Source organism: Pseudomonas sp. MWU12-3088 (genome assembly GCF_023242405.1).
GTDB lineage: Bacteria > Pseudomonadota > Gammaproteobacteria > Pseudomonadales > Pseudomonadaceae > Aquipseudomonas > Aquipseudomonas kribbensis.
Window position 1 is genome coordinate 1,160,923 of record NZ_JALJEA010000001.1, and the last position, 17,004, is coordinate 1,177,926.

The 17,004-nt window shown below is 61.6% G+C and carries 17 protein-coding genes; 11 read left to right on the forward strand and 6 right to left on the reverse strand.

Features of this window, described 5'->3' with window-relative positions; translation table 11 throughout:
- Positions 1–100 precede the first annotated feature (100 nt).
- Genes M5B98_RS05250 through copD form a run of 3 tightly spaced genes read left to right on the forward strand, consistent with a single transcriptional unit; the run spans position 101 to position 1,806 of the window.
- Complete coding sequence (locus M5B98_RS05250; protein WP_248742066.1) at positions 101–535, forward strand: GNAT family N-acetyltransferase; 435 nt, start codon at positions 101–103, stop codon at positions 533–535.
- A gap of 47 nt (positions 536–582) precedes the next feature.
- On the forward strand, positions 583–945 hold the full coding sequence (gene copC, locus M5B98_RS05255) for a copper homeostasis periplasmic binding protein CopC (protein ID WP_248742067.1): 363 nt from the start codon (positions 583–585) through the stop codon (positions 943–945).
- 3 nt (positions 946–948) lie between these two features.
- Positions 949–1,806 carry a copper homeostasis membrane protein CopD gene (copD, locus tag M5B98_RS05260; RefSeq protein WP_248742068.1) on the forward strand — a complete coding sequence of 286 codons (858 nt, stop codon included), beginning with the start codon at positions 949–951 and terminating at the stop codon, positions 1,804–1,806.
- Between the two features lie 2 nt (positions 1,807–1,808).
- Here copD and M5B98_RS05265 read toward each other — a convergent pair whose 3' ends face one another.
- Together M5B98_RS05265 and M5B98_RS05270 are read right to left on the reverse strand one after the other, a co-directional pair.
- Positions 1,809–2,951 (reverse strand): HlyD family secretion protein, encoded by a 1,143-nt coding sequence (locus M5B98_RS05265; RefSeq protein WP_085711521.1) that lies wholly within the window; start codon positions 2,949–2,951, stop codon positions 1,809–1,811.
- Positions 2,948–4,603, reverse strand: coding sequence for an MFS transporter (locus tag M5B98_RS05270; RefSeq protein ID WP_085711522.1), 1,656 nt, complete (start codon positions 4,601–4,603; stop codon positions 2,948–2,950). The genes M5B98_RS05265 and M5B98_RS05270 overlap by 4 nt, the downstream gene beginning before the upstream one ends.
- A 196-nt stretch (positions 4,604–4,799) precedes the next feature.
- Here M5B98_RS05270 and M5B98_RS05275 point away from each other — a divergent pair, with 196 nt between their 5' ends.
- Complete coding sequence (locus tag M5B98_RS05275) at positions 4,800–5,750, forward strand: polysaccharide deacetylase family protein (RefSeq protein WP_248742069.1); 951 nt, start codon at positions 4,800–4,802, stop codon at positions 5,748–5,750.
- Positions 5,751–5,793: 43 nt separating this feature from the next.
- Here the strand turns inward: M5B98_RS05275 and M5B98_RS05280 are convergent, their stop codons facing one another.
- Genes M5B98_RS05280 through M5B98_RS05290 form a run of 3 tightly spaced genes read right to left on the reverse strand, consistent with a single transcriptional unit; the run spans position 5,794 to position 8,225 of the window.
- A complete protein-coding gene (locus M5B98_RS05280; protein ID WP_248742070.1) occupies positions 5,794–6,594 on the reverse strand; it encodes a sulfite exporter TauE/SafE family protein in 801 nt (266 codons plus the stop codon).
- A 9-nt stretch (positions 6,595–6,603) separates the two neighbouring features.
- Positions 6,604–7,848: an FAD/NAD(P)-binding oxidoreductase gene (locus M5B98_RS05285; protein WP_248742071.1), complete on the reverse strand. Its 1,245-nt coding sequence runs from the start codon at positions 7,846–7,848 to the stop codon at positions 6,604–6,606.
- Positions 7,849–7,886: 38 nt separating this feature from the next.
- On the reverse strand, positions 7,887–8,225 hold the full coding sequence (locus M5B98_RS05290; RefSeq protein ID WP_007952897.1) for an ArsR/SmtB family transcription factor: 339 nt from the start codon (positions 8,223–8,225) through the stop codon (positions 7,887–7,889).
- A 99-nt stretch (positions 8,226–8,324) separates the two neighbouring features.
- Between M5B98_RS05290 and M5B98_RS05295 the strand changes: the two genes are divergently transcribed.
- Both M5B98_RS05295 and M5B98_RS05300 read left to right on the forward strand, forming a co-directional pair.
- Positions 8,325–9,188: an MBL fold metallo-hydrolase gene (locus M5B98_RS05295; protein WP_248742072.1), complete on the forward strand. Its 864-nt coding sequence runs from the start codon at positions 8,325–8,327 to the stop codon at positions 9,186–9,188.
- A gap of 126 nt (positions 9,189–9,314) precedes the next feature.
- Complete coding sequence (locus M5B98_RS05300) at positions 9,315–10,175, forward strand: tyrosinase family protein (protein ID WP_248742073.1); 861 nt, start codon at positions 9,315–9,317, stop codon at positions 10,173–10,175.
- Between the two features lie 12 nt (positions 10,176–10,187).
- Here M5B98_RS05300 and bkdR read toward each other — a convergent pair whose 3' ends face one another.
- Positions 10,188–10,676 carry a Bkd operon transcriptional regulator BkdR gene (gene bkdR / locus M5B98_RS05305; RefSeq protein ID WP_007915088.1) on the reverse strand — a complete coding sequence of 163 codons (489 nt, stop codon included), beginning with the start codon at positions 10,674–10,676 and terminating at the stop codon, positions 10,188–10,190.
- A 185-nt stretch (positions 10,677–10,861) separates the two neighbouring features.
- Here bkdR and M5B98_RS05310 point away from each other — a divergent pair, with 185 nt between their 5' ends.
- The 5 genes from M5B98_RS05310 to M5B98_RS05330 all read left to right on the forward strand — a co-directional run bounded on the left by M5B98_RS05310 (position 10,862) and on the right by M5B98_RS05330 (position 16,992).
- Positions 10,862–12,097, forward strand: coding sequence for a 3-methyl-2-oxobutanoate dehydrogenase (2-methylpropanoyl-transferring) subunit alpha (locus M5B98_RS05310; RefSeq protein WP_248742074.1), 1,236 nt, complete (start codon positions 10,862–10,864; stop codon positions 12,095–12,097).
- 1 nt (position 12,098) lies between these two features.
- Positions 12,099–13,157 (forward strand): alpha-ketoacid dehydrogenase subunit beta, encoded by a 1,059-nt coding sequence (locus tag M5B98_RS05315; RefSeq protein ID WP_085711528.1) that lies wholly within the window; start codon positions 12,099–12,101, stop codon positions 13,155–13,157.
- Entirely contained in the window at positions 13,158–14,429 is a 1,272-nt protein-coding gene (locus M5B98_RS05320; protein ID WP_248742075.1) for a dihydrolipoamide acetyltransferase family protein, read from the forward strand.
- Positions 14,430–14,433: 4 nt separating this feature from the next.
- Entirely contained in the window at positions 14,434–15,807 is a 1,374-nt protein-coding gene (gene lpdA, locus M5B98_RS05325; RefSeq protein WP_248742076.1) for a dihydrolipoyl dehydrogenase, read from the forward strand.
- A gap of 165 nt (positions 15,808–15,972) precedes the next feature.
- Complete coding sequence (locus M5B98_RS05330) at positions 15,973–16,992, forward strand: branched-chain amino acid aminotransferase (RefSeq protein ID WP_248742077.1); 1,020 nt, start codon at positions 15,973–15,975, stop codon at positions 16,990–16,992.
- Positions 16,993–17,004 lie beyond the last annotated feature (12 nt).

Consider the following 17,004-nt stretch of genomic DNA (forward strand, 5'->3'; position numbering starts at 1 on the left):
GCAAGGGGCGACAGGCGAGAACGATTCTTCACACACTTGGGCTTTTTTCTGGTTTAGGATCGCCCCCCTTCTCCCTGTCAGACACTGAAGGATCTTGTCCATGACCATTCGCAAACGTATTGCCGCGGACGATCAGCAACTTGCCGACCTGTGGGAACGTTCCGTCCGCGCCACCCACGATTTTCTTCCGGAAGACGACATTCACCGACTGTTCCCGCTGGTGCGTGACGCCTACCTGCCCGCGCTGGATGTCTGGGTCTTCGAGAACCCCGATAACTCTCCGGCGGGCTTCATCGCCACCGACGACGACACCGTACAGATGCTGTTCATCGACCCGGCCCGGCGTGGCCAAGGCATCGGCCGACGCTTGCTCGACCATGTCCGCCGCCCGTTGCTGAAGGTCGACGTCAACGAACAGAATCCCCAGGCCCACGGCTTCTATCTGCACTACGGCTTCGAGGACATTGGCCGCTCGGAACTCGACGGTGAAGGCCGGCCCTTTCCGGTCGTGCACATGCGCCTGAAAGCCTTGTGATCCACGCTCTATACTCAGCCCGCCATTTCACTGAAAGGACACTGCCCATGTCGATGAAAAAACTGCTCACCACCGGCGCCCTGCTGGCTTCGCTGGTCGTCAATTCCCAGGCGTTCGCCCATGCTCACCTGAAAAGCGAAACCCCGGCCGCCGACAGCACCGTCGCCGCCCCTGCGGATTTGCGCCTGGTGTTTTCCGAAGGCGTCGAAGCCAGCTTCACCAAAGTCACCGTGACCCACGGCGGCGCGCCGGTGAAGATCAAGCCGCTGACCACCGAAGGCGACAAGAAAACCCTGATCGTCACCCCCGAAGCACCGTTGACCGCTGGCGAATACAAGGTCGAATGGCACGCGGTGTCGGTCGACACGCACAAGAGCGAAGGCGCCTATCAGTTCAAGGTTGGCCAGTAATTCATGAGCGACGCGCTGGTGCTGTGCCGGTTCCTGCATTTCATCGTGGTGTTGATGCTGTTCGGGGCCTGGCTGTTCCGGCCGCTGCTGCTCAAGGGTGAAGCGCCGGCGCTGGATCGGCAGCTGGCGCGGCTGGCTCGTTGGTTGACGGCGATTGCGCTGGCCAGCGGCGTTGCCTGGGCGTTGCTGATCACCGCGAGCATGGCCGGTTCGGCGGCTGCGGCGTTCGACCCGGACACCGTCGAGCTGGTGCTGGGCCATACGTTTTTCGGTCAGGTATGGCGCTGGCATCTGCTGATCAATGCGCTGTTGCTGGCGTTGCTGTTTACGCCCTGGCGTTCGAGCCAGCCATTGCGGCTGGGCCTGAGCGCGTTGCTGCTGATGACCCTCGCGCCGGTCGGCCACGGGGCGATGCTCGACGGATTCAGCGGCCAGATGCTGATCCTCAATCAGGTCGTTCACCTGACCTGCGTCGGCGCCTGGCTCGGCGGGTTGCTGATGCTGGTGATGATCCTGCGCCAATCCGGCGAAACGGTGCGTTACGTCTTGCAGCGCTTCAGCGGGATCGGCTATGTGCTGGTTGCCGGTCTGCTGATCACCGGATTGATCAACGTGCGTGTCCTCACCGGCCAGTGGTGGCCGACGCCGTTGTTCTCGGGATTCGCCCTGATCCTGCTGATCAAGGCTTTGCTGGTGCTCGGGATGCTGGGGCTGGCGCTGTTCAATCGCTTGCGCATCCGTGATTGCGAACAGCGCGTCGATACCCTCAAGCGCAGTGTGATGCTGGAGTGGCTGCTTGGGATCGGCGCGGTGGCGGCGGTTTCCGTGCTCGGCACCCTGCCGCCGATGATTGCGGCCTGACCTCAGTGTTTCTGAGTATCACCCTTTGCCGTATCGATGCTGACCACCACCGACATGCCCGGCCGCAAGCGCTCGATTTCCTGTTGGTCCGGATCGATGGTCACCCGCACCGGCACCCGCTGGGCGATCTTCACGAAGTTGCCGGTGGCGTTGTCGGCCTGCAATAACGCGAACTCCGAACCGGTGCCGGGCGAGATGTGCTGAACGTGGCCGGTGAATTTGCGGTGGTTCAGCGCATCGACGGTGAAGCTCACCGGTTGCCCGACCCGCACGTTGTCCATCTGGGTCTCTTTCATGTTGGCGATCACCCACTTCTGGTCCGGGACCAGCGCCATCAGTTGCGCCCCGGAATTGACGTAGGCGCCGAGGCGCACGCCGATCTGCCCGAGCTGGCCGTCACGCGGGGCGATGATGCGGGTGTTGGAAAGATCGATTCGCGCCAGTTGCACCGCCGCCTCGGCACTGGCCACTGCGGCTTCCAGCGAACCGCGATTGACGATCACCGTTTGCAGATCCTGCCGGGCGATTTCCAGATTGGCCTTGGCCTGCGCTACGGACGCAATGCTTTGCGCGTTGGCGGCCAGCGCCACGTCCATCTCGCGTTTGGATACCGAGCCGTCATTGACCAGCGCGGTGTTGCGGCGCAGGTCAGCCTCGCTTTTACGCAACTGCGCCTCGCTGTCGGCCACCACCGCCTGCCGCAACTTGATGGTCGCCTCGGCGCTGTTACGTTGCTGCACCACGTTGGCCAGTGAGGCTTTCTGCACCGCCAGTTGCGCCAGCGACTGATCGAGACGCTGCTGATAAATCCGGTCATCGAGACGCACCAGCAGATCCCCGGCCTTCACGAACTGAAAATCCTGCACCGGCACTTCATAGACATAACCGCTGAGCTGCGGACCGATGATCGTCACCTGCCCGCGCACCAGAGCGTTTTCGGTGGTTTCGACCGCACTGCTGAACGGCGGCAACTGCCACGCATACAGCACGATCAGCACGCCGACGATGGCAATCGCGGCAAAGCCCAGCGACGAGATGATCCGCACCCGCAACGAGCGCGGCTCGGTGTTCGGTGATGACGGCGGTGCCTCGCCCTCGGGCGTGGCGGCAATGGCATTGGTGGTCGTGGTGGTCGGTTCAGTCATGAAGAAGTGGCACCGCTGGAAGGTACGGAAGGTGTCGGAGCGACGGCTTTGGTGGTGCTGATCAGCCAGAGCGCACGGATGGAAATCCAGATCATGGTGAGGATCGCGATCACCGCGATCAGCATGAACACATCGTTGTAAGCCAGTACGTTGGCCTCACGGGTGGCCGCGTTGGCCAGGCTGCGAATGCCTTGCAGGTTGCGCAGGCTCGGGTCGGCGATCAGGGAGCCGACCGCCGAACCGCCACTCTGCACCCGGGCGGCCACCAACGGGTCGGACAGCACCAGTTGCTCGACGATATGGCTGGAATGAAACTTCTCGCGCACGATCTGAAACGTCCCCAGCAACGCCGCGCCGATCAGGCCACCGAGGTTGTTGCAGATCCCGAACAACACCGAAAAGCTCACCAGATTGCGTGGATTGGTCAGCACGTTGCGGGTGCCAAGGACCATGGTCGGGCCGAGGAAGAATGTGCTGCCGAACGCCAGCAGGAACTGGCTGAAATACAGGTTCTCGGGGCGGGTCAGGTTGTTCGAGGAGCTGTCGATGATCGAACCGGTGGCCATCAACGCCAGCGAGACGATCAGCGGCATCAAAAGGTGTTTCGGGTCGATGGTCAGCGCACTGGTCAGCAGGCCGGCGACGCTGCCGATCAGCATCACCACGTACAGGCTGTGCAACTGCTGGCTGCTCATGTTCAGGTTCTGCATGAAACCCACGGCGCCGGTGGATTGCTCCGAGGTCACCATGCGAATCAGGATCACCGCCAGCGCTAGACGGATCATCACTCCGCTGCCGAGCCAGCGGGTCATCAGCATCGGGTTGCTGCGGTTGTGTTCGATGGCCAGTCCCGCGAGGATCAGGGCGATCGATGCCGCGAGGGCAATGCCGATCCATTGTGCTTCGAGCCACCAGTCGATCCGGCCCAGGGACAGCACCGCGCACAGCAAGGCCACACCGCTGGCAAGAATCGCGAAGGTCAGAAAATCGAGGGGTTCAAAGGTCTTGAAGCGGTCACCCGGCGGCAGCTTGAGCATCAATACGCAACCCAGCGACAGCAGCGCCATGCCCAATTCGAACAGGTACAGCCCGCGCCATTCGGCGATCTGCAGCAGATCTTCGGAAAATAGCCGCGCCAGCGGCAAGGCCAGCTGTGAAGTACCAAGCCCCAGCACCAGCGCCTTCATGCGCCACTTGGCCGGGAACGCCTGCACCATGTAATACAGGCCCAGAGAGCTCAATGCCGCGCCGACCATACCGTGGGCCGCCCGCACGGCGACCGCCGAATTCAGGTCATTGACGAACAAATGGCCGAAGGTCACCAGCGCATATAGCACCAGAAACACCTCGGTGAACGCCCGCAATCCGAACTGCTGGCGAAACTTCACCAGCAGCAGGTTCATCGACACGTTGGTCATCACATACGCCGCCGGCAGCCAGGCCATCTCCGCCGTGGTCGCCCCGAGCGCCCCTTGCAGATAAGGCAGGTTGGCGACTACCAGCGAGTTACCCAAGCCACCGGTCAACGCCACCAGCAACCCGACCAGCGCATAGGCCAGGCGCTTGGGGTTGGAGTGCAGCGGCGTCGAGGGGGATCCGGGCAGGCTGGGCTTCTCGTGAGGCTGCCAGTTGCGCGGGGCGTATCGATCCATGGAAAGGCCTTGTACGGTGATGGCTTGAGTGTGCCGCAAAACGGCAGCCAAACACATATCCCTGTGGGAGCTTGCTCCCACAAGTCAGTGGTGGATTCGTAAATTTTGTTTAAAGGTCATCTCGCCCGCAGCGGATTTTTCCCAAGCGTAGCGGATGCCAACCTTGCCGCACTTCTCAACCTGCAAGGTGCCCGTTATGACCACGCCCCGCTGGCAACGCTCCCCGCGTCTGCTGAAAAACCTGATGGCAGCCACCCTGTTGCTGCCCGCCCTCGCCTTCGCCCAGGAACGCCCGTGGCCGGATGGCTCGCAACTGGTGATTTCGGTGTCGATGCAATTCGAAACCGGTGGCCAGCCCGAGGGCGCGGAAAGTCCGTTCTCCGGCACGCAGCTACCCAAAGGCTATCCGGACTTGCCGGCGCAGACCTGGTTCGATTACGGCTACAAGGAAGGTCTGTGGCGCATGCTCGATCTGTGGGATCGCACCGGCATCAAAGTCACCTCCCACGTGGTCGGCGAAGCGGCGCTCAAGCACCCGGAGCTGGCCAGGGCGATTGCCGAGCGCGGCCATGAACTGGCGGCCCACGGCATGCGCTGGGCCGATTCGTACAACATGAACTACGCCCAGGAAAAACAGTTCATCGGTGATGGCGTCGCGGCGGTGGAGAAAATCACCGGCCAGCGCTCGGTGGGCTACAACGCCAACTGGCTGCGGCGCAGCCCCAACACGCTGAAGGTGCTGCAGGATCTGAATTTCACTTACCACATCGACGATGTCAGCCGCGATGAACCCTTCGTGACCATGGCTCGCGGGCGCAAATTCGCCGTGGTGCCCTACACCCTGCGCAACAACGACATTGTGCTGATCGAAGGCAGGCATTTCTCCGCCGAGCAGTTTTATCAGCAGCTGGTGCTGGAATTCGATCGCCTCTACGCCGAAGGTGCGAGCAAGCGGCGGATGATGTCGGTGAGTCTGCACGACCGTATCGGCGGCACGCCGGCGATGGTCGAGGCGATGGAGCGCTTTATCCGCTATGCGCAATCCCATCCGAAGGTGACATTCATGCGCAAGGATCAGATTGCCCAAGTGGTGCTGACCGAGAAAAACCCGCTGATCGACAACACCGAGGCGGCGTACAACCAGTGACAAAAAAAATCGCAGCCAAGGCTGCGATTTTCTCTTTAACGACTCAAGCCCGCAGCAGCATATAAACCGCGACCACCAGGCACACACTGGCGAATCCCACCTGCAATGTCCTCGCCGGTACTCGCGCGCAAAGTTTACGCCCGATGATCATGCCGACAATGCTGGCCACGATAAACGCCGCGCCCAAATGATCGATCCGCACCCCGGCATGAAACGCACCGATCACGCCGATGGCGGAAATCAGGCTGATCACCATCAGCGACGTGGCGACGATGCCGCGCATCTGCACATCGGTCAGTTGCTTGAAGGCCGGCACGATCAGGAACCCGCCGCCAACCCCCAACAACCCGGACACTACGCCGGTGACCGCACCCAGCGCCGCGAGGGTTGCGGTGCATTTGGCAGTCCAGTCGAAGCGGCCGGTCTGTTCATTGAGCATGCAGTTTTTCTGGCCCCAACTGGCGTGGCCATGATCGCTCGGTCCCTCTTGCTGGCGTTCGCGACGCAGCATGCGCCAGGCCACCATGACCATCAGCAGGCTGAAGAGGATCATCAGGACCTTCTCCGGCAACTGGTGCGCGAAGTAGATGCCCAGCGGCGAAAACACCGCCCCGAGCGCCGCGATCAACAGCGCCGCGCGGTAGCGCACCAGTCCATGACGCAAACCATCGATGGCCCCGACTGCCGCCGCACTGCCCACGGCAAACAATGCCACCGGCGCCGCTTGCGTCATCGTCCAGCCCAGACCGAGTACCAACGCCGGCACCGCGAGAATCCCGCCGCCGGCCCCGGTCAGCCCGAGGATCAATCCCATCACCACGCCAAACAGACTTGCCAGCAACATAGGGAGTTCTCAGTCGACTTTGGACACACCAGTCAGCCACTCGCGGCCCTTGAGCATGCCGTTCCAGTAGAACCACGGCAGCAGGGACGCCTTCAGCCACCACGCGGAACGCCGTGGCACGGTCGGATCGAGGGGAAAGGTCGGCAGCAACTTGCCGCCATAGCCGAACTCGGCGAGGATCACCTTGCCCTTCTCCACCGTCAGCGGGCAGGAGCCGTAGCCGTCGTACTTCAACGGCAACGCCAGAGACTTGCGCTGGGCCAGCAGGTTCTCGGCGACCACCACGACCTGCTTGCGCACGGCAGCAGCGGTTTTCGCGTTGGTGGTGTTGCAGATATCGCCGAGCGCAAACACCTCCGGGTAACGCGGATGTTGCAGGCTGTGCGGGTTGACCTCGCACCAGCCGGCGGCGTCGGCCAGCGGACTTTGAGCGATGAAGTCCGGGGAAACCTGTGGCGGCACGACGTGCAGCAGATCGAAGGTCTTGGCTACCTGAGTGACGTTGCCGTCGGCATCCTTGACCTCGAACCAGGCGGTTTTCGCCGGGCCGTCGACCTTCACCAGATTGGCGTTGAACGCCAGACGGGCATTGTACTTTTCGATGTATTTCATTAGCGGCGGCACGAACGTCGCCACGCCGAACAGCGCCGCGCCGGCCAGGTTGAATTCAACCTCGACCTTGTTCAATACGCCGTTCTTGAGCCAGTGATCGCAGGACAGGTACAGCGCCTTTTGCGGGGCGCCTGCGCATTTGATCGGCATTGCCGGCTGGGTGAACAGCGCCTTGCCGCCGCGCAGTTTCTGCACCTGATCCCAGGTGTATTGCGCGTGCTGATAGCTGTAGTTGGACGTCACGCCGTGCTGGCCGAGGTTTTCCTGCAAGCCTTCGATCTTCTCCCAGGCCAGACGCAGGCCGGGGCAGACAATCAGGTTCTGGTAGCTGACGGTGCGTTGATCGTTGAGGGTGAGCTGGCGTTTGCCGGGATCGACGGCCGTCACCGCCGCTTGAATCCAGGTCGCCTGACGCGGCATCACCTTGTTCATCGGTCGGGCGGTGTCTTTGGCGTCGTAGGCACCACCGCCGACCAGCGTCCACGCCGGTTGGTAGTAATGCTGGGCACTCGGCTCGATCACCGTCACTTTCAGGTGCGGATCACGCTTGAGCAGACTGGCGACAAAACCGATGCCGGCGGTGCCGCCGCCGATGACCACGATGTCTGCACTGATGGATGGGCCCCAGTGTTGATCGTTCATTGCTTGTTCCTTATTGCTGCACGCAAGGATAGCCGGGTCTATTGCGCCCAGCTTTTGAGCACGGCTCCGCAGTAGAGTCCGGACAGGGTTTTCATCACCTGGATGACTTCATGACTGGCGAGGCCGTAAAAAATGTACTTGCCTTCACGTCGGGTCGCGACCAGCCCTTCATCGCGCAGGATGCCCAATTGCTGGGACAGGGTCGGCTGACGCACGCCGGTCATTTTCTCCAGCTCGCCGACGTTGCGTTCACCCTGGGTCAGCTGGCACAGGATCAGCAGCCGGTCCTCATTGGCCAGGGCCTTGAGCAGCGAACAGGCCTTGGAGGCCGAGGCCCGCAGTTGGGCGACTTCACATTCGGTCAGACTGGATTGCATTTGCAGGATGCCTTCAACGTCACTTAAGCTGCGGACATTATGTGTTTACATAAAGTGTTGCAACCCTGACTTTCCACCTTCCTGCACAGGACCCTGTCCATGCCCGCGCTGATTGAAGCTTTCCTCGACCCTGCCTCCTCGACCTACAGCTACGTGGTCTACGAGGCCGATGGCGGACAGTGCGCGATCGTCGATCCGGTGCTCGACTACGACGGCGCCGCCGGCCGCACCTGCACGGCCCAGGCAGACAAAATCATTGCCTTCGTTCGCACCCACCGTCTGCAAGTGCAGTGGCTGCTGGAAACCCACGCCCACGCCGATCACCTGTCCGCCGCCCCTTATCTGCGTCGTGAATTGGGCGGCAAGATCGCCATCGGCGAATCGATCAGCAAAGTGCAGAACGTGTTCAAGGCGCTGTTCAATCTGGAGCCGGAATTTCGTGTCGACGGCTCGCAGTTCGATCATCTGTTTGCGCCGAACGAGTCGTTCAGGATCGGCAACCTCAAGGCAACCGCCCTGCACGTCCCCGGTCACACCCCGGCGGACATGGCCTACCTGATCGATGGCGAACAGATCCTGGTCGGCGACACGCTGTTCATGCCCGACGTCGGCACCGCCCGCTGCGATTTCCCTGGCGGCAACGCGCATCAACTGTTCCATTCGATCCATAAACTGCTGGCCTTCCCCGCCAGCGTGAAGCTTTACGTCTGTCACGACTACCCGCCGCAAGGTCGCGCCTCGCAGTGCCAGACCACTGTCGGCGAACAACGCAAAAGCAATATCCATGTGCATGACGGTATCGACGAAAACGCTTTTGTCGAGATGCGCACCAAACGTGATGCCGGGTTGGGAATGCCGACGCTGTTGCTGCCGGCGATCCAGGTCAATGTGCGGGCCGGAAATCTGCCGCCGGCGGAAGGCAATGGCGTGACGTACCTGAAGATTCCGATCAATGCGTTATAAGAAAAAACTGCACAGGGCGTGATGGAGGAAGTTTTTCCCACATCACGCGTCGATAACCATGAACTGGTTTAATTCCGGCCAGCAGGCAGACTTCATTGGGCAATCAACCAATGGAGTTTTGGCAATATGGATATTCGCCGCAACCACCGGGATCTGTCCCGGGATGAGAAATCCGCTTTCATCGACGCGGTTCTGAGGCTGAAAAACAATGTCGACAGCGTGCTGCGGCCCGGCCAGCAGAACCGCTACGACGACTTTGTCCAGATCCACAAGAATTCGATGGGACGGGGCAACCCGCTGGTCCCCAATCCGCACGGCAGTCCCTTGTTCTTTCCCTGGCACCGGATTCTGATTCGCCAGTTCGAGCTGGCCCTGCAGGCCGCTGCCAACAATCCGGGCATCACCTTGCCCTACTGGAACTGGCAACTCAGTGGTGCCGACAACCCCTTCACCTCCGACTTCATGGGGGGAAACGGCGACAATACGCTGGAGCAGCGCGTCACCACCGGCCCGTTTTCCCGGGAGCAGTCCCGGTTCGAGATCACTGTATGGGACGAGGCGCCGGGAAACACCGGCCTGCTTCGAAACCTGGGTGCAGAAGGCGCCTTGCCGTCGGAAGACGCCGTCATCTCTGCCCTCAACAGGACGCCCTACTGGCTGGAGCCGGCGGGTTGGGAAAACGTGGCGGAAAGAGAGCTGCACAACCCGGTTCACGCCTGGGTGGGCGGCAACATGCTGCACGCGGCCTCCCCGAACGATCCGGTCTTCTTCCTGCATCACTGCTACATGGATCTGCTGTGGGAACGCTGGAAGCATCAACATCCGCGCCTCCCGGCATTCACGTCCAGTGAAGGCGATCCCGATGCAATGAATGAAACTGCGCTGGTCTTCCACCCGGAGAATGAACCCGCCCCCTGGGAACAAACATTCACGGTCGGGCAGGCAATCCACACGACGGAGCTGAATTATCGCTATGACTACCTGTAACCCGGTCAGCGGTCAGTTGCCGAGGGTCAGACCGTTTGCTGGCAACGGCAGAGCTGTCTTGTAGCGCACCTGCTTGAGCGCGAAGCTTGAGCGGATGTTGGCCACGCCCGGCACCTTGGTCAGAAAATCCATCATGAAGCGCTCAAGGGACTGAATGGTCGGCACCAGCACCCGGATCAGATAGTCCGGGTCGCCGGCCATCAGGTAGCACTCCATGACTTCCGGGCGGTCGGAAATCGCTTCTTCGAAATGCTGCAGCGCTTCCTCCACCTGTTTCTCCAGGCTCACGTGAATGAACACGTTCACGTGCAGCCCCAGCAGATCGGCATCGAGCAGGGTCACCTGCTCACGGATCAGCCCCAGTTCTTCCATCGCCTTGACCCGGTTGAAGCACGGTGTCGGCGACAGATTGACCGAACGGGCCAGGTCGGCATTGGTGATGCGCGCATTCTCCTGAAGGCTGTTGAGAATGCCGATGTCGGTACGGTCCAGTTTGCGCATGAGACAAAACCACCTGTTTTTTATGTTTATGCAGATTTTCTATCTGCAAATGATCTCCAGCGCAACGAAACAGAGAGAAATATTCTTCTTGCCCGGGCCTATGATTGTTGTAGGACAAGATTTCTTTTATCGAAGAATGACTGCCAGCTCACTACAAGAAATTCACAAGATCGAGCGTAGAAGCCATGACCCAAGCGTATGAACCGCTGCGTCTGCACGTCCCTGAACCTTCGGGCCGCCCAGGCTGCAAAACCGACTTCTCCTACCTGCATCTGACCGATGCCGGCACGGTGCGCAAACCTTCCATCGACGTTGAACCCGCCGACACTGCCGACCTGGCCCGTGGTCTGATCCGTGTGCTCGACGACCAGGGCAATGCCCTTGGCCCTTGGGCCGAGAACGTGCCGGTCGAGATCCTGCGCAAAGGCATGCGCGCCATGCTCAAGACCCGGATCTACGACAACCGTATGGTGGTCGCCCAGCGTCAGAAAAAAATGTCGTTCTACATGCAGAGCCTCGGCGAAGAAGCCATCGGCAGTGCCCAGGCCCTGGCCTTGAACACCGACGACATGTGCTTCCCGACCTACCGCCAGCAAAGCATCCTGATGGCCCGCGACGTACCGCTGGTCGACCTGATCTGCCAACTGCTGTCCAACGAGCGCGACCCGCTCAAGGGGCGTCAACTGCCGATCATGTACTCGGTCAAGGACGCGGGTTTCTTCACCATTTCCGGCAACCTCGCCACCCAGTTCATCCAGGGCGTGGGCTGGGGCATGGCTTCGGCAATCAAGGGCGACACCAAAATCGCCTCGGCCTGGATCGGTGACGGCGCCACCGCCGAATCGGACTTCCACACCGCCCTCACCTTCGCCCACGTTTACCGCGCGCCAGTGATCCTCAACGTCGTTAACAACCAGTGGGCGATTTCGACCTTCCAGGCCATCGCCGGTGGTGAAGCCACCACCTTCGCCGGACGCGGCGTCGGTTGCGGCATCGCTTCCCTGCGCGTCGACGGCAACGACTTCTACGCGGTCTACGCCGCCTCCGCCTGGGCTGCCGAACGCGCCCGCCGCGGCCTCGGCCCGACCATGATCGAATGGGTCACCTACCGTGCCGGTCCGCACTCGACCTCCGACGATCCGTCCAAATACCGTCCTGCCGACGACTGGAGCCACTTCCCGCTGGGCGACCCGATCGCCCGCCTGAAACAGCACCTGATCAAGGTCGGCCACTGGTCGGAAGAAGAGCACGCTGCCGTCAGCGCCGAGCTCGAAGCCGAAGTGATCACCGCACAGAAACAGGCCGAACAGTACGGCACCCTCGCCGGCGGCCAGATTCCAAGCGCCGCGACCATGTTCGAAGACGTCTACAAAGAGATGCCGGAGCACTTGAAGCGCCAGCGTCAGCAGTTGGGGATCTGACATGAACGACCACAACAACAATATTCAGTTGGAAACCGCCATGACCACGACCACCATGACCATGATCCAGGCCCTGCGCTCGGCCATGGATGTGATGCTTGAGCGTGACGACAATGTGGTGGTGTTCGGCCAGGACGTCGGCTATTTCGGCGGCGTGTTCCGTTGCACCGAAGGCCTGCAGGCCAAGTACGGCACCTCGCGGGTTTTCGACGCACCGATCTCCGAGAGCGGCATCGTCGGGACCGCCGTGGGCATGGGTGCCTACGGCCTGCGCCCGGTGGTGGAAATCCAGTTCGCCGACTACGTCTACCCGGCCTACGACCAGATCATTTCCGAGGCGGCTCGCCTGCGTTATCGCTCCGCCGGCGAATTCACCGCGCCGATGACCCTGCGCATGCCTTGCGGTGGCGGCATCTACGGTGGCCAGACCCACAGCCAGAGTATCGAAGCCCTGTTTACCCAGGTCTGCGGCCTGCGTACCGTCATGCCGTCCAACCCGTATGACGCCAAGGGCCTGCTGATCGCCTCCATCGAAAACGATGACCCGGTAATCTTCCTGGAGCCGAAACGCCTGTACAACGGCCCGTTCGACGGCCACCACGAACGCCCGGTAACGCCTTGGTCGAAACACCCGGCCGCACAAGTCCCGGACGGCTACTACACCGTGCCGCTGGACGTTGCCGCCATCGCCCGTCCGGGCAAGGACGTCACCGTGCTGACCTACGGCACCACCGTGTACGTGTCGCAGGTCGCCGCCGAAGAAAGCGGCGTGGACGCTGAAGTCATCGACCTGCGCAGCCTGTGGCCGCTGGACCTGGAAACCATCGTCAAATCCGTGAAGAAAACCGGCCGCTGCGTCGTGGTTCACGAAGCCACCCGTACCTGCGGTTTCGGCGCCGAACTGGTGTCGCTGGTGCAAGAGCATTGCTTCCATCACCTGGAAGCGCCGATCGAACGCGTCACCGGTTGGGACACCCCCTATCCGCACGCGCAAGAGTGGGCGTATTTCCCTGGGCCGTCCCGAGTGGGCGCGGCGCTGAAACGGGTCATGGAGGTCTGAATGGGCACGCACGTTATCAAGATGCCGGACATCGGCGAAGGCATCGCAGAAGTAGAACTGTCGCAGTGGCACGTCAAGGTCGGCGATCTGGTCGTTGAAGACCAGGTGCTGGCGGATGTGATGACCGACAAGGCGATGGTGGATATTCCGTCGCCGGTACACGGCAAGGTGATTGCGCTCGGCGGTCAGCCGGGCGAAGTGATGGCGGTCGGCAGTGTGCTGATCAGCATCGAGGTTGAAGGTGCGGGTAATCTGAAAGAGTCCGACAAACCGGCGCCTGTTGCAGCGAAGGAAGCACCTGTCGCACCCAAAGTTGAAGCGGTCGTTGAAAGCAAACCCGCCGCGCCGCGTACCGCTCCGGTTTGCCAGGGCCCGATGGTTGCCCGAGAAGCCGATGAGCGTCCGCTGGCCTCGCCGGCCGTGCGCAAACACGCGCTGGATCTGGGCATTCAATTGCGTCTGGTACGAGGCTCCGGCCCGGCCGGTCGCGTACTGCATGAAGACCTCGAAGCTTATCTGGCCCAAGGTCAATCGAACGCTTCGGCGCCGGTCGCCGCCGCGTACGCTCAGCGTCACGATGAAGAACAGATTCAGGTTATCGGCATGCGCCGCAAGATTGCCCAGCGCATGCAGGACGCCACTCAGCGCGCCGCGCACTTCAGTTATGTCGAGGAAATCGACGTCACCGCGATTGAAGAACTGCGCGCCCACCTGAACGAAAAACACGGCGCCAGCCGTGGCAAGCTGACCTTGCTGCCGTTCCTGGTGCGTGCACTGGTCGTCGCCCTGCGCGACTTCCCGCAGATGAACGCCCGTTACGACGACGAAGCCCAGGTCATCACCCGCCTCGGCGCGGTGCATGTCGGCGTCGCCACCCAAAGCGATGTCGGCCTGATGGTGCCGGTGGTACGTCACGCCGAAGCGCGCAGCCTGTGGGACAGCGCGGCGGAAATCTCCCGCCTGGCCACTGCCGCCCGCAATGGCAAGGCCAGCCGCGATGAACTGTCCGGCTCGACCATCACCCTGACCAGCCTCGGCGCCCTGGGCGGCATCGTCAGCACCCCGGTGCTGAACCTGCCGGAAGTGGCCATCGTCGGCGTGAACAAAATCGTCGAACGCCCGATGGTCGTCAAAGGCCAGGTGGTGATCCGCAAGATGATGAACCTCTCCAGCTCCTTCGATCACCGCGTGGTCGACGGCATGGACGCGGCGCTCTTCATCCAGGCCATTCGTGGTCTGCTCGAACAACCCGCGACCCTGTTTGTGGAGTGATGGCATGCAATCTCTGAACACCACGCTGCTGATCATCGGCGGCGGCCCCGGCGGTTACGTGACCGCCATTCGCGCCGGGCAACTGGGCATTTCGACCATTCTGGTCGAGGGCGAATCGCTGGGCGGCACCTGCCTGAACATCGGCTGCATTCCGTCTAAAGCGCTGATCCATGTGGCCGAGCAGTTTCACCAGACTCAGCATCACAATCAGCATTCGGCACTGGGCATCAGCGTTTCCGCGCCGACCCTCGACATCAGCAAAAGCGTCGAGTGGAAGGACGGCATTGTCGATCGCCTGACCACTGGCGTCGCCGCGCTGCTGAAGAAAAACAAGGTTCAGGTCATCAACGGCTGGGCCAAGGTCATCGACGGCAAGACCGTAGAAGTCGGCGACACCCGCATCCAGTGCGAACACCTGGTGCTCGCCACCGGTTCGAAAAGCGTCAACCTGCCGATCCTGCCGATTGGCGGGCCGATCATTTCGTCGACCGAAGCACTGGCGCCGAAGTCGGTTCCGAAACGTCTGATCGTGGTCGGCGGTGGTTACATCGGCCTGGAGCTGGGCATTGCCTATCGCAAGCTAGGCGCCGAGGTCAGTGTGGTCGAGGCGCAGGATCGCATCCTGCCGGCCTACGACGCCGAACTGACCCAACCGGTGCACGAAGCGCTGAAGCAACTGGGCGTGAAGCTGTACCTGAAGCACAGCGTGCTGGGCTTCGACGGTACGTTGCAGGTGCGCGATCCGAACGGCGACACCTTGAACCTGGAAACCGATCAGGTGCTGGTGGCCGTCGGTCGCAAACCCAATACCCAGGGCTGGAACCTCGAAGCGCTGAATCTGGACATGAACGGCTCGGCGATCAAGATCGACAGCCGCTGCCAGACCAGCATGCGCAACGTCTACGCCATCGGCGACCTGAGCGGCGAGCCGATGCTGGCCCACCGCGCCATGGCCCAGGGCGAGATGGTTGCCGAACTGATCAGCGGCAAGACCCGCGAATTCAACCCGACCGCCATCGCCGCCGTGTGCTTCACCGACCCGGAACTGGTCGTCGTCGGCAAGACCCCGGATGAAGCCAAGGCGGCGGGACTGGACTGTATCGTGTCGAACTTCCCGTTCGCGGCCAATGGCCGGGCGATGACCCTGGAATCGAAAACCGGTTTCGTGCGGGTGGTCGCCCGTCGGGACAATCATGTGATTGTCGGTTGGCAGGCGGTGGGGGTCGGGGTGTCGGAGCTGTCCACCGCGTTTGCGCAAAGCCTGGAGATGGGTGCGCGACTGGAAGACATCGGCGGCACCATTCATGCGCACCCGACCCTGGGTGAAGCGGTGCAGGAAGCGGCGTTGCGTGCCCTCGGGCATGCGTTGCACTTGTAAAAACCCGACGCGGGGGAGTTTTTTCATAAGCAGGCTAATAAATCTGCTGCTCCCCCCATCGCCCGGGCTGCGAAACCGCTCAAGAATGAAGTATTGTTGTGCCCATCCAAAAAAACGTCAGAAGCCTTGAACCGTTTCGACGGTTGTTAAGTGATAGAGGGTGTCATGGGTAACGAAAGCATCAATTGGGACAAGCTGGGTTTTGACTACATCAAGACCGATAAACGCTATCTGTCGTACTTTCGCAACGGCGAGTGGGACAAAGGCACCCTGACCGAAGACAACGTGCTGCACATCAGCGAAGGCTCCACTGCCCTTCACTATGGCCAGCAATGCTTCGAAGGCCTGAAGGCCTATCGTTGCAAGGACGGCTCGATCAACCTGTTCCGTCCGGACCAGAACGCCGCGCGGATGCAGCGCAGCTGCGCCCGCCTGCTGATGCCGCATGTGTCCACCGAGCAATTCATCGAAGCGTGCAAGGAAGTGGTTCGCGCCAACGAGCGCTTCATCCCGCCTTACGGCACCGGCGGCGCGCTGTACCTGCGTCCGTTCGTGATCGGCGTGGGTGACAACATCGGCGTGCGTACCGCCCCTGAGTTCATCTTCTCGGTGTTCGCGATCCCGGTCGGCGCCTACTTCAAGGGCGGCCTGACCCCGCACAACTTCCAGATCTCCAGCTTCGACCGCGCCGCGCCACAAGGCACCGGTGCCGCCAAGGTCGGTGGCAACTATGCTGCCAGCCTGATGCCGGGCTCCCAGGCCAAGAAAGCGCACTTCGCTGACGCCATCTACCTGGATCCTCTGACCCACAAGAAGATCGAAGAAGTCGGTTCGGCCAACTTCTTCGGGATCACCCACGACAACAAGTTCGTGACCCCGAACTCGCCGTCGGTCCTGCCGGGCATCACCCGTCTGTCCCTGATCGAACTGGCCAAGTCCCGTCTGGGCCTGGAAGTCGTCGAAGGCGACGTGTTCATCGACAAACTGTCGGACTTCAAGGAAGCCGGCGCCTGCGGTACCGCTGCGGTGATCACCCCGATCGGCGGCATCAGCTACAACGACCACCTGCACGTGTTCCACAGCGAAACCGAAGTCGGCCCTGTGACCCAGAAGCTCTACAAAGAGCTGACCGGCGTACAGACCGGTGACGTCGAAGCGCCAGCGGTCTGGATCGTCAAGGTTTGATCTGACGGCCAG